We start from the raw sequence: 12,847 nt of genomic DNA on the forward strand, positions 1-12,847 counted from the left end.
AAAGCGTTCCTTTAGTATAACGGGGCAAGCAGGGATAAAAGTTTTGCGGCAAAAGCCGCCGGCTCGGCCCGGTGGGCATTATGACCCGCACCGGGCACCAGGGAACAGGGCAGGCCGCCCTGCCGTGCCAGCGTGGAAAATTTGGCGTCCCGTTCGCCGCACAGATAGCCGAAGGGCAAACTCAGGGTCTGGAGCGACGGCAGTAAATCGGGCTGGCGCGCCAGCGAAGTGGCGTCCAGCATGGACGCGATGGCGGTTCCCTGGTTATGGCGGCGCAGCGCCACCAGTTCCCGGCGCTGCGCGTCGGATAAATCGGCGAATACCGGCTGTCGGTACCAGTCGTCCAATACCTGCCCCAGGGGCTGCTGGGCAAAACGCTGCGCCCAGGCGCGATCGTGTCGCAGACGGTCTGCCCGGGCTTCCGGGCTGGCCAATCCCGGATGCGCCCCTTCCACAAACACTCCGCGCAACCCCGCCGGACGATCCCGGCAGGCATGGTAAAGGGCGATACGGCCGCCGAGAGAATAGCCGATAAGAATATAGCGTTCGATGTCCAGGGAAGCCAGCGTCTGCGCCAGCCCCTGCGTGACCTCGGCGAAACCCTCCGGCGACATGGAACAGGACGCGCCATGGCCCGGTAAATCCGGCGCCGCCATCGGCCAGCCATCAAAATAGGGTAACACCGGCGCCCAATCATCGCCACTGCCCAGCAGACCGTGCAGCCAAACCAACCAGGGCCGCCCGGCCTCACCGGGCCGCAGGCGATTCACGGCCCACTTCATACCGCCGCCATCCCGGCCACCAGGCTCCGGAACCGGTCGGCTCCCTCATGGGGCGGCACCGCCAGTTCAATCAGCGTGGCGGCGCTCCCAGCCGGCTGCCGCCAGGCATCGGCCAGGCAGCTTTGCAGCGTGGAGAAATCCGGCGGGCTGGCATAATTCAGGCCGAACAATGCCGCGGCGTGGCGGAACTCCACCTGCTGCGGCATGACGTAATAGTGTTCCCGTACCGCTTCAGGGGTCGGCAATAGGGAGAATATCTGGCCGCCGTTATTGTTGACCACCAGGATGGCCGCCGGCGCGGTGGTGTGGCGAAACAGCGCCAGGGCATTCAGATCGTAAAGCGCCGATAAATCCCCCACCACGGCCAGCAGCGGCCCGTCGCCGCCCCGCAATACGCCGGCGGCGGTGGAGAGCAAACCGTCGATACCGCTGGCGCCGCGGTTGCCGAATACCGGATAGCACGCAGGCAATTGCCCCAGGGCGTCCACCAGCCGAACCGCCAGGCTGTTGCCGATGAACAGCCGGCCGCCGGCGGGCAGCAGCTCCGCCAGACGGTGCGCCAGCTGAATTTCCCCCAGGGCTCCGGTCATCGCCGCCCGGATATGGCGGTGCGCCCGGCGGCTTAACGCTTCCAGCGGCGCGGCCCAGTTCTTGTTGTCCCGTGAGGACGGGGACGGGGAAGGATGGCAGTCGAGCCAGGCGCCGACGGGCGTATGAAAACGCCGGCCGCGGTGATGCGCCGGATCCAGACGGCCCGGCAGCGGATCCACCAGCCAATACTCCCGCGGCCGGCACTGCGCCTGCCACTGCAGCAGGCGCTTGCCGGTCAGGCTGCCGCCGAACTGAATCACCAGTTCCGCCTGTTGCAGGCACTCTCCGGCGGCCGGGTCGGCCAGCCACAAATCGGCAAACGGCAGCGGCTGCCCGGTTTGCGACAGGACATCGCCAATCAGCGGCCAGCCCAGCTCAGCGGCCCAGGCCGCCAGACGCCCCCCCTCCTCCGCCGGTATACGCCCGGCGATAATGACCCCTTTGCGCCGGCGCCAGCCTTCCCAGTCATCCTCAGGCAAGGTCCGGGCCTGCGCCGGGAGCGGCACCGACAGCCAGGGCCGGTCATCCTGCCACCACTCCGCCAGCGCCGACGACCAGGGATCCTCACCGTTCTCTTCGGGCCCGTACAGAGGTTCGGCAAACGGACAGTTGACATGGACCGTTTCGCGGGCGGACAAGGCCTGATCGAGGGTGGATGCCAGCCAGCCCGCCGGAATATCCGGCGTCGGACGGGGCAGGTTTACCGACCGGCCGGCAAATCCGGCAAACAGGCCGGGTTGGCGGATGGCCTGGTTGGCGCCGCAATCAATCAGTTCCGGCGGCCGATCGGCGGTGAGCATAATCAGCCGTTCGCCGGTGAGGCTGGCTTCGATCAGCGCCGGGTAGAGATTGGCCGCCGCGGTGCCGGAAGTGACGATAACCGCCACCGGCTGGCCCGTGGACTTGGCCAGTCCCAAAGCCAGATGTCCCAATCCGCGCTCATCGAAATGAGTGTGGCGGACAAGCCGCGGATGCCCGGCGGCGGCAAGGGTCAGCGGGGTTGAACGGGAACCGGGCGCAATGCAGATATGCCGCACGCCGTGGCGGGTCAGGGTTTCCAGCACTACTCTGGCCCAGCGCCGGTTAAATTCGGTTGATGACGCTGCGGGCATCGCATTTTTTGTCATGAAAGAAAACCGTCTCAAGGGAATGAAAAACCCGTCCCGCCGAGGTGGTCAGGACATAAGGGGGACAGGATTGGTATTCCCGGCCCCCCGGCAAGCCGCCATTATAAGCACGTACCGCCGGCGGGATGTTGATATAAAACGGCATAACCTCATCCCGCCGGTTCAGCGGACTCGGCGGCGAACAGGGAGCGCATGCCCGCGGCTTTATTTTCAATTTCCCGCCACTCTTGATCCGCATCGGATCCTTCCACGATACCGGCGCCAGCATAGAGCATGACGGATTGGTTCTCCACCTGAGCGCAGCGCAGGGAGACGCAGAACTCCGATTGCGCCAGGGAAAGATAGCCCGCCGAGCCCGCGTACCACTCCCGCCCGAACGGCTCATGGCGGGCAATAAAGCGCCGGGCGGCGTCACGGGGCAGCCCGGCCACCGCGGCGGTGGGCTGCAGCATGGACAGGCAGCGGACATCGTCCCGGCAGTTGAGCTGCGCCATAATGGTCCGCCGCAGGTGCTGCACGGTGCGCAGGCTGATGATCTCCGGCGGCGTGACGTCAAGGGAAAGAGCGGCCGGATGCAGCCGTTGGCAGATATCATCCACCACCAGCAGATTTTCCCGTTGATTTTTATCGTCGTTCATCAGCCAGTCCGCCAATTCGGCGGCGGATGACGAAGGCCCGCCGGCGGCGACGGTGCCCGCCAGCGCTTCGGTATCAAGCCGGTTTTCCCGCCGGCGGTAGAGCCGCTCCGGGCTTGACCCCAAGAACGCCCGCCCGGGAGACCAGCACAGCATGTAGTGATAGCAGTGATGGTTAACCGCCTTACTGGCGGCCATCAGGGCGGCGGAGCGAAGCTTGCCGCTCAGCACCAGACGGGTGCGGCGCGCCAGCACCACTTTGGCGAATTGCTGTTCCCGCAGAGCCGTCAGCGCCCGGGCGATTATCTGCCGCCACTGGGGACGTTCAGGCTGATGAGCGGCGCTGATTTCACCGGCGGCAAAGGGGTCCAGTGGCCCGGCGCCAGGCAATCGGGCCAATTGGGCCAATTGGGCGGCACACAGCCGGGCATCCTCCAGCAGGGAGCCGTCGCTGGCCAGATTGAGGATTAACTGATGGGATTGCCGCTCGCGCTGCCAGGTAATCCGGGGCAAAAACAGATAGCTCTCCGGTTCGCCTTCTCCATGACCGAAGGCGTTCAGGCCCCAAAGGCGCAGCGTATCGCGGGCCGGATGGGCGGCTAAAAAGGCCTGTGCCGACGCCAGGCGGTTGAATATCTTCACGCCGCCGCACGCCGCCGCCTCCAGCTCGCCGTCGCGATGCTGCCAATAGCATTGGGGATAAAGGGGCACGGCGTTCAGCCAGTCCAGCATGGGCACGTGCACGCCGGGCGTCCAGGGCAGGCTGATGGAATAGACCCCCGGTACGTCGGGTATGGTCCCCGCATCCATATGCTGTTGAAGAGCTGATTGAAGTAACGGCAGCATAAGCACCCGCATAATTATTCCCATTATCCCTCACGTTGCGGCCGTGCCGGCGGCAACCCGAAAGCTATTGGGTTTATTAGCTAATTATATGAGTATGGATTATACGGTCGGTCATGCCAAAAACGAAAGGAATGCTGGTAGATATGCATCGATTAGCAGGTATTTACATGAGAGCGGCTGGCTCTTTCAGCCAGCCGGCGGAACGTTAGCGGCGGGCCAGCAGCAAACCGAACACCAGACCTATCGACGCGCCGATACCCACGCCACGCCAGGGATTTTCCTGCACGTATTCATCGGCGCGGTAGACCGCCTGTCGGGCCCGATAATAATAATTATCCGACGCGCGGCTGATGCGCTTCTTGACCTCGTCCAGCGCCGCTTCGGCGCGGGTCTTCAACTCAACATATTTTTGGTCCGCCTTATCGCCGGAATAAGCCAAAACCTCTTCCAGGGTATCGGACAACAATTGCACGTCGTCGTCCACATGTGTTTCATGTGGTTGAGTGGGATCTGTTGGGTTAACCATAACTGTTCTCCGTGTTCTGATGAAAGACCGATGCTATAACTATAGTCAAGTATTTCAATAACCGAGGAACATTTCCTGCCGGATCATTCTTAAAATCAACCCGCTATGGCCGCCGTCAATGTTTAAGGGTTTGAATGTAATCAGCCAGCCCCTGGATATCCTCATCGGTCAGGGTGGTTTTGGCCTGATGTTCGGCGCCGCTGGTTTCGATTTTGCCGTCCCGGCGGTCGGTCAAGCCGGATACCAGCTGGTCGCGGGATAAGGAAATCAGCGGCGGCGCCTTGCCGAATGCCTGCCGGTCAGCCTTGCGGCCATGGCAATCGGCGCAGCTCTGGCTGTATTTCAGCGCCCCGTCGACGGCTGAGAAGGCCGGCGCCGCCGCGCAGCACAGCAGCGCGACAGTAATGATTTTTTTCATGATTTTCCTTGTTGCGCCTGCCGGAACATGGCCGCCAGCGCCGGTTCACCCTGCATGCCCTGGTGTACTTCCACCACCTGGCCCTGCCCATCGATAAGATACGAGGTGGGCGTACCAATCACCTGATAACGTTCTTTGGTAATGCCGAGCTGGTCGCGCACCACCGGATAGCTCAGATGCAGCTGGCCGAGAAAAGGGGCGATGTCCGTCTGCTGCGGATCGGTATTCACCGCCACCACCACCAGGCCGCTGCCGTTGCCATAGCTGTCGGTCAGCTTTTGCAAAGCCGCCAAATCCGCCGCGCATCCGCCGCAGTCTGCCGCCCAGAAGGTTAAATATACCTGCTTCCCGTGCCATTTTTCCAGTGCCGCCGGCTGCCCGCGTAAATCAAACGCCGCCAGGGACGGGGCTTTAGCGCCAATGGCCACCTGCTGTTGGTCTTTGCAGCCGCCCAGGGCCGCCGCCAGCGCCAGCAGGCAAAACAGACTAACCGCGCGACGCCAATTCATGATGATTATTCTCCTCGCCAAGATATTTACCGTGCTGCAAGCGGATGATGCGATCGGCGAAACGTCCCAGTTCCGGATTATGGGTCACCATGACGATGGTCCGGCCCTGACGGTGCAAATCCGTCAGCAAATCCAGCACCCGCTGTTCATTTTCTTCATCCAGGTTGCCGGTGGGCTCATCGGCGAAAATAACCGGCGGCTCATTAACCAGAGCCCGGGCGATACAGACCCGCTGCTGCTCGCCGCCGGAGAGCTGGCTGGGCAGATGATCCACCCGCGCCCCCAGGCCCACTTGCTCCAGCACCGCCCGGGCGGCGGGTTCGTCCACCACGCTGTGGTAGTGCTGCGCGAGCATGACGTTTTCCAATGCGGTGAGAAACGGAATCAGGTGAAACTGCTGGAATACCAGGCCTATCTTGTCGGCGCGGAAATTGCGCCGCCCTTCTTCGTCCAGCGCGGCGGCATCCACGCCGTCCAGCAGCACCTGCCCTTCGCTGGCGGTATCCAGGCAGGTCAGGATATTCATCAGCGTGGTTTTGCCGGAGCCCGAGGCCCCCATAAAGGCGACAAATTCACCCCGGCGGATGCGGATATTGATATCTTCCAGCGCCGTGACCTTGCCAAAGCGCTTAAAGAGATGCCGCGTCTCGATAACATAATCCGCCGCGGGCTGAGGTTGTATCAACCGGATGGTTGAAGCCATGTTCTATTCTCCTTTCAGGACCAGAGCCGGGACGACATGCAAAGCACGCCGCACCGGAACAATGGCCGCAACAGCCGCCACCAGCAGGGACAACACCAGGGTCAGCGGAAAAACCGGGGCGCGCAGGGCAATGGATGCGTTGAATACCGCATGGCCCAGGATCTGCGCCAGCACAAAGCCGATAACCACGCCGCATATCACCGCCGCCAGCGCGATAATGCCGGTTTCCGCCAGCATTTGCAGGGTAATATCCCGGGCGCTGGCGCCCAGGGCCTTTTGCAGGGCGAATTCACGGGAGCGTTCCCCCACAATGGCCATCAGCGTGGTATTGACGCATAACGACGACAGAATCAGGATCACCGCCGATACCAATCCCATCAAGCCTTTGATCTTATCCAGCACCTGGCCTTCGGACGCCGAGACCTTCAGGATCGGCCGCACGTCCAGCTCAGGGTGCTGCCGTTGCAGCCGGCGCGCGAAAACATCCACCTGGCCGAGATCGTTGTTGACGCTGAACATGGCATCGCTGATGGCTCCCGGCTGGTGCAGCCACTCCTGCGCCAGATCCAGATTTAAAATCAGCATATTGTCGGTGGCGTCGCCGGCTTCAACGATGCCTTTGATTTGCAGGCTCTTGCGCTTATTGCCTTCCACCAGGGTCACGGTATCGCCGAGCTTGACGTGCAAAATATCCGCCAGTTTGATACCGATCATGGCATGGCGATCGTCAAAATCGACGCCAATCCAGTCCCCTTTGACCTGCCAGTAGGGCACCAGCTGCTGTAGGGAATCGAACCAGACCCCCATCAGCACCACTTTTTGCAGTTCGGTGCGCGCCATGCCGTACAAATAGGGGCTGGCGGCATTAATCAGCCCCGGCGGCGCACCGTCGATAACCGGTTGCAGTATCGACGCCGGCAGGCTGTCGCCGTGACCGGGGCCAAGATAAAAATTCGCGCCGAAGGTGCGCAGTTCCTGGCTCATTTTGGCGTTGATATCAAAATACACCGATGCCATGGCGGTAACGATGGCCGCCCCTACCGTCAGGGCGGCGAACACCACCGCCACCCGCTGCAGGCGAAGCCTCAGGGCACGCAGAACCAGCAGCCAGAACATGGAACCGCCCAGGGCGGATTTGCGCGCCGCCGGCCTGGCGAGGGCGGAATCAATTGCCATACAGCACCTCCACCGGATACATCTTGCCGATGCGCCGCGCCGGGAACCAGGTGCCGATGACCGCGATCAGAATGGCGATCACCAGCACGCACGGCACCACCACCCAGGCAAAGCTCAGCGGGACGCCGAACAGCATCAAGCCGATGGCTTTCGCCAGTGCCCAGCCGGCAACGCAGCCCAGCAGGCCGCCCAAGGCGCCGCTCATCACCGCCTCCAAATAGAACAGCAGCATAATCTGCCATTGATGCGCGCCAAGCGCCTTCATCAGGCCGATTTCCCGGGCGCGCTCCATGATGGTGCTGGTCATCAGCGAGGCAATGCCCATCGCAGAGGCTGCCAGCGCCGCCAGCGTCACCACCGCCAGCAGCAGTTGGATTTTTTCGATAACCACCCCTTCCGAGGCTGCCACCTGCCAAATGGGATGCACCACCGAGCCGGAAATCGCCTCTTCCAGCTGATGAGCGATGGAGGAGACGAAGGCGGTGCAATACCAGCGGTCATAATCCGCCGCCGACAGGCCGTCAAGATTGTCCCGCGCCCGCCGGGAGAGCGCGTTCTCCGGCACCGTCAGCGCCGACACCCGCACCGCCTGCACCTTGCCCGGTAATCCCAGCAACTGCTGGACCACCGCCAGCGGCATGACCAGGCGGCCCTCTTCATCGCCGCCGCTGGTCAATACGCCGCTGATGCGCACCGTCACCGCCCCGTGGCTGCCCTTGAGGGATAAGACGTCGCCGGTTTTCCAGCCGCTGCGCTGAGCCAGCTGTTTGCCTATCAAGGCTTCCGGCTGCCGCCCCGCCGCCACCGGTTCGTGGGGATACTGCCCCGCCACCCGCCAGTAGGGACTGATGACTTCCTGTCCGGTATGGTAATCCGTCTCATCCGGCACGTTTACCGGCTGTGAGAAGAAGGTGCCCAGCACCGGCACCGCGGTATCGTTAACCGTCACTTCGCCGTTGAGCAGCGGCGCGAAGCCGACGATATTGTTACGCCAGAAAATATCCTTGATACTGGGCAGTTCGGACTCATCGATCAGGTCCTCCCCGGACAGCGGCACGGCGCGCTGGCCGAACATTACCGGCAGCGCCGCCTGGCCCGCCGGTTCGATCAGGATATTGGCGCCATAGGATTTCAATTCCCGCGCCATCTTGTCGCCGATATCAATGGAGACCGCCAGCAGCGCCGAAATCAGCCCGGCGGCGAGGAATACCGTCAAAACCGCCAGCGATTTGCGCCGGATATTTTTACACCACGACTGCCGCAACATACGCCACAACATAGGCTAATCCTCCGCCGCGCCGCTGCCGGTGGCCGCCGGCACGAATAGGGTCGGTTGCCCACGGAAACGGTTGTAGTTCGCTTCGCTGGCGAAGAAGTACATTTTCCCGCCGTAACTGTATTTGTATTCAGCCTGAGTATTGGTCAGTTTGCTGCCGTCCACCGGGTCGGACACATGCAGCGTCATCACGGTGGTGAAGTAATTCACCCCCGCCACCAGCGCCGGTTTGCCGATGGTCAGTTCTTTATCGTCATTACGCCAGTCGGCGATGGGAATAGGATTGCAGCCCCCCGATTTACCGATGGAGGGAATGAAGATATGCACGCCGCAGGCGACGCACACCACCTGGTTGCCTTCCATCACATACCCCTGATCGCCGCACAATAGGCAGGCGTCAAAGACGACCCCGAGCCGCAGCCTGTCGGGATAACGGTTAATGACCAAAAAGCGCACCGCTTTCCCGTCGTCCGCCACCCAGACAAAACGGTGCAGCTTGCCGTCCCGTACCTGTTGCAGGGGGATATGCACCAGCCCGTCGGCGGCCAGCGTCACCGGCACCGCTTCCGATAAACGCGGCGGCTGGGAGGCCACAAGATCCCAGTACAGCTGGCCGGCCACCACCAGCACAGCCGCCGCCAGCAGGCTGCCGGCGGTGCGGCGGGCGTTGCGGTAGCGGGCAATCCCCTTGCGGCGAAGAATAGGCCCGACCTGACGGCGGTATTCACCACGCAGGCGCACCAGGATCGGCAGGTAGCCGGCCATCAGCACCGCCATCGCCGCCGCGCTGAGATAATTCAGCCAGGACGCGCCGTTGGTGACATGGGCGACAAAGCTCAGACGGGGTTTCGTCAAGCCGATGGTTTCCAGCTTCATCAACAGCAGAACGCACTCGCCGCTCAGGGGCAGCAGCAGCAGCAGCGATAATATTACCAGCAGCGGCCAGCGCCAGGCCGCCAGCCGCCGCACCACCATGGCGGTCATGATGGCGCTCAGGGCCAATACCACCACGGCGCACGCCACCGCGCTGAGATTCAACAGCAAATCAGTATTGATGACCCCTGAAGACGTCAATGCGCTGAGATTGGGATCGGCGCCCCAATTCAATGCCGCACCGGCCGGCAGCAGAAACTGCCAACCGTAGCCGATACGGGCGGAATAGGTGAACTGACTCGCCAGGAACAGCAGCAGTAAAATAAATTGCAGCACGGCGAGGGTCAGTTGCAGCGGCTGGCCGGCGCGCAGGTAAATCCCCGCCAGGGTCCCGGCCGCCAGGGCCAGTAAATTTACCCATACCAGCCCGCGCAGGGAAGGCGTCGGCCGACGGACCCAGTTCAAACCGCAGAGCAGCGCCACCGGCAGGAAAGCTTGTAATACGGTAACGAAAAAATAGTTCATGAAGCCTACTCAGAACCGGTAATCATTGTGCGGTGGTCCGGCAGGCCACTGCGACAGCGAAAACAGAACACGACCGCCAAGGCGGTCGTGGCTGGAGAGTATTATTTCAAGCCGACGTATTTAAACGTATAACTCACGTCGAACGGTTTCCACCACGGACCGACACCGGTTTCAGCGTCGGTATGGCGGTACATGCCGGCCTTCGGCGGCGGCTCGATATGGAAAGTCACTTTATAATTACCCACGCCCATCATTTTGACATTTTGGCCGTAATGCGGGCCATCATTGGCCACCATTGCCATAAATGTACCGTCTTGTTTCGCACCGGTATCGGTGTTCACCAAAGAGTAGCCAATGGTCAGGTAAGGCATCCATTCACCGGCGCCAAAACCGTTCTGATTGCCTTTCACCGCGTGGATATCGGTTTCAAGATGGACATCGGCCTTGGCCGCGGGCAAGCCCATGCCGCGAGGCTCCATCTCGATGGGCTGTAAATAAACCGCTGCGATTTCCATGCCGTTCATGGTGATAGGTTCACCGGCCGGATGCTCGGCGGCCATAACCGCCGGGGCGACTGTAAAACCGGTAATAACCATCGCGGTTATCAACCCTTTGTTCATCATCATCTATCTCATCCTCAAGTCATATCCGCCATATTCCTGGTTGCAGCTGCGTTGGCTTTCCTGCAACTCGAAGTATTTAGGGTAAATACCCGTTACTTCAATTGGGTATAATTGTTATAAATTGCTCTACACTGCTTCATGCCCGGGTATCTCGGTACGGGAACGGCGACGCATCACCCAGAGGGCGAACAGCGCGGCCAGTACCAAAACTGCTTGCGGAGCCAGAGTCTCCAGATAGGGGTAAATCCCCAACAGACTAATTTGCGGCATATTCTTTAATAGGGTCGGTTCGAATAATTTTCCTTCGATCAGCTCCAGAACCCCCTGGCCGGCAAATACGAACGCCATCAGATACATAAAACCGCCGGTAAACATAAAAAACGGCTTAAGCGGCAGTTTCACCACCGTATAACGCATCAGCACATATACCAGCAGCAACACGACGCATCCCACCAGGAATCCGGCCAGTATGGACATATGGCCCGCCACGCCGGCGGAGTCACCAATCAGCGCGTAATAGAACAGTACGGTTTCCGCTCCTTCACGGTACACCGCCAGAAAACTGGTAAACCACAGGCCGGCCAGTGAGCCGCTGGTGAGAGACAGGGAAAGCTTGCCTTCCAGATAGGCCTTCCAGTGCCGCGCCTCCACCTTGGAGAGCAGCCAATAACTCATAAAGAACAGGGTCACCACCGCCACCATCATGGTGCCGCCTTCCAGCAGTTCCCGATTGGCGCCGGAATTGGCGAACATCCACTGGAAAAGACCCGCGGTGACGAGGCTTGCCAGCAATGCCACCCAGACCGATTGATTGATCATCGGCAGTTTGTCCTGATGTTTGTTTTTCACCAGGTAAGCAATAATTGCCGTTACGATTAACAGCGCCTCCAGCCCTTCCCGCACGATAATCAGCAGGCTGTAGATAAACAGGCCCCAATGGCTTTCCTGCCCGGCCCCCAGCATATCCACTGCCTTGGACAGGTCCTGGCCCAAGGCATCGGCCTGCTGTTGCACCTGATCCAACGGCGCTCCGGCCTTCATCAGGCTGACCAGACGGGTAAAATAGCCTTCCAGGGCGGTTTTGAACGCCGTATCGCGGGAGCCGATTTTATTTTCCATGCCGCTGGCTTCGAAGTGATCGAAGTACGCGTCCTGAATCGCCATCATGCCCTCTTTGCCTTGCCCCGCCCGGTATTGGGCGATGGCGGCGGCTACCGCGGAATTGATATCATCGCTCACCTGCCGCCAGTTGGCATCCGGCGCCGCGTCCGCGCCAGCGCTTGCCGCCGCGCTGCCGGCGGTGGCCGGTACCGGCGCCGTTACCGGCTGATCCGGACGGGTGGTGGGCAGGCCCGGCAGCAGATCTTCGATATTCTGCAGCAGCGTGGTGTCGGCGTAGGCCATGGCGGTCATCTGATCAGGCTGGGTCGCCAGGGTGATCAGCGCGGAAAATTGCTGGTTGATATCGGCGGCTTGCTGCGATGAGCGGTTATTACGCACCGACATTTCCATTTCCGAGTTTTTAAAGCCCTGGAAAAAGGCTTGCTGCACGCTTTGACTGGCGGCGTCATACTGACCCTGCTGGTACTGCGTCACCGCGTTCGCCAGAAAATCGTCAATGACCTTGAATTTTTGCTGCCAGTAAAGGGCAATCTTGTCGTTACCGTAGACCGAGTTCTGCGCCGTGGCCACCAAGGGTTTCCCGCCGGTCAATATGGGCAATACATCCGCCAGCTCGCCTTTAAGGGTCTCGATTTTCCCCTGCACGTCGGACAGCGGCTTGCCGTCGCTGATCATCTGGCGGATTTCGCCAAACTGGCTTTCCATTTGATAGCTTTTCTGCGCTGAGGTATTAATGCGAATCGGCCCTTCCAGGTTTTCGAAAACCTCGAAATAGGCCATCTGCACTTCACGGCGCGCGGCATCTTTCTGCTGCTGCTGATAAAGTTGGGCGGTAGTATCCAGACGGCCCTGGATATCGGTTATCCAGGCTTTGTAATCATCCGCCGACCAGGCGCACGTAACACCGAGCAGCCAGATCAGGGCACACAGCAAAAATTTCGGCAAGGAGGTGAACATCGAACCAATACCAAACGTCAATGAGATTTATTTGCATTATCACCGAACCGCACGAATAAACAATGATTAGGGTCAAGAAAGGTTTTTTTAACAAAAATTTTTTGAAGGGAATTGTATCTGAATGCGGCAGGCCCGCCGCACGCCGGGCTGACAGCGCA

The 12,847-nt window shown here is 60.7% G+C and carries 13 protein-coding genes; all 13 read right to left on the reverse strand.

Features of this window, described 5'->3' with window-relative positions:
- Positions 1–11: 11 nt before the first annotated feature.
- Positions 12–782 (reverse strand): 2-succinyl-6-hydroxy-2,4-cyclohexadiene-1-carboxylate synthase, encoded by a 771-nt coding sequence (menH, locus tag ACL2XJ_RS26595; protein WP_413725110.1) that lies wholly within the window; start codon positions 780–782, stop codon positions 12–14.
- A complete protein-coding gene (menD, locus tag ACL2XJ_RS26600) occupies positions 779–2,500 on the reverse strand; it encodes a 2-succinyl-5-enolpyruvyl-6-hydroxy-3-cyclohexene-1-carboxylic-acid synthase (protein ID WP_413725111.1) in 1,722 nt (573 codons plus the stop codon). The genes menH and menD overlap by 4 nt, the downstream gene beginning before the upstream one ends.
- Positions 2,457–2,645 carry a hypothetical protein gene (locus ACL2XJ_RS26605; RefSeq protein WP_413725112.1) on the reverse strand — a complete coding sequence of 63 codons (189 nt, stop codon included), beginning with the start codon at positions 2,643–2,645 and terminating at the stop codon, positions 2,457–2,459. The genes menD and ACL2XJ_RS26605 overlap by 44 nt, the downstream gene beginning before the upstream one ends.
- 4 nt (positions 2,646–2,649) lie before the next feature.
- On the reverse strand, positions 2,650–4,005 hold the full coding sequence (menF, locus tag ACL2XJ_RS26610) for an isochorismate synthase MenF (RefSeq protein WP_413725113.1): 1,356 nt from the start codon (positions 4,003–4,005) through the stop codon (positions 2,650–2,652).
- A gap of 181 nt (positions 4,006–4,186) precedes the next feature.
- Positions 4,187–4,507 (reverse strand): stress response protein ElaB, encoded by a 321-nt coding sequence (gene elaB / locus ACL2XJ_RS26615; protein ID WP_132927264.1) that lies wholly within the window; start codon positions 4,505–4,507, stop codon positions 4,187–4,189.
- Positions 4,508–4,622: 115 nt separating this feature from the next.
- The gene (locus ACL2XJ_RS26620) at positions 4,623–4,925 is read right to left on the reverse strand and encodes a c-type cytochrome (protein ID WP_132927262.1); all 303 of its coding nucleotides are present in this window, start codon (positions 4,923–4,925) and stop codon (positions 4,623–4,625) included.
- A complete protein-coding gene (locus tag ACL2XJ_RS26625) occupies positions 4,922–5,434 on the reverse strand; it encodes a TlpA family protein disulfide reductase (protein ID WP_413725114.1) in 513 nt (170 codons plus the stop codon). The genes ACL2XJ_RS26620 and ACL2XJ_RS26625 overlap by 4 nt, the downstream gene beginning before the upstream one ends.
- Positions 5,412–6,137 (reverse strand): ABC transporter ATP-binding protein, encoded by a 726-nt coding sequence (locus ACL2XJ_RS26630; RefSeq protein WP_132927258.1) that lies wholly within the window; start codon positions 6,135–6,137, stop codon positions 5,412–5,414. The genes ACL2XJ_RS26625 and ACL2XJ_RS26630 overlap by 23 nt, the downstream gene beginning before the upstream one ends.
- Before the next feature lie 3 nt (positions 6,138–6,140).
- A complete protein-coding gene (locus ACL2XJ_RS26635; protein WP_413726978.1) occupies positions 6,141–7,253 on the reverse strand; it encodes an ABC transporter permease in 1,113 nt (370 codons plus the stop codon).
- 49 nt (positions 7,254–7,302) lie between these two features.
- Positions 7,303–8,592 carry an ABC transporter permease gene (locus ACL2XJ_RS26640; RefSeq protein ID WP_413725115.1) on the reverse strand — a complete coding sequence of 430 codons (1,290 nt, stop codon included), beginning with the start codon at positions 8,590–8,592 and terminating at the stop codon, positions 7,303–7,305.
- A gap of 3 nt (positions 8,593–8,595) precedes the next feature.
- On the reverse strand, positions 8,596–9,987 hold the full coding sequence (locus ACL2XJ_RS26645; RefSeq protein ID WP_413725116.1) for a Fe-S-containing protein: 1,392 nt from the start codon (positions 9,985–9,987) through the stop codon (positions 8,596–8,598).
- 101 nt (positions 9,988–10,088) lie between these two features.
- Positions 10,089–10,613 (reverse strand): iron transporter, encoded by a 525-nt coding sequence (locus ACL2XJ_RS26650; RefSeq protein WP_132927250.1) that lies wholly within the window; start codon positions 10,611–10,613, stop codon positions 10,089–10,091.
- A gap of 123 nt (positions 10,614–10,736) precedes the next feature.
- Positions 10,737–12,689 carry an FTR1 family iron permease gene (locus ACL2XJ_RS26655; RefSeq protein ID WP_413725117.1) on the reverse strand — a complete coding sequence of 651 codons (1,953 nt, stop codon included), beginning with the start codon at positions 12,687–12,689 and terminating at the stop codon, positions 10,737–10,739.
- Positions 12,690–12,847 lie beyond the last annotated feature (158 nt).

The sequence above is a fragment of the Sodalis sp. RH16 genome (assembly GCF_047324245.1).
GTDB lineage: Bacteria > Pseudomonadota > Gammaproteobacteria > Enterobacterales > Enterobacteriaceae > Acerihabitans > Acerihabitans ligni.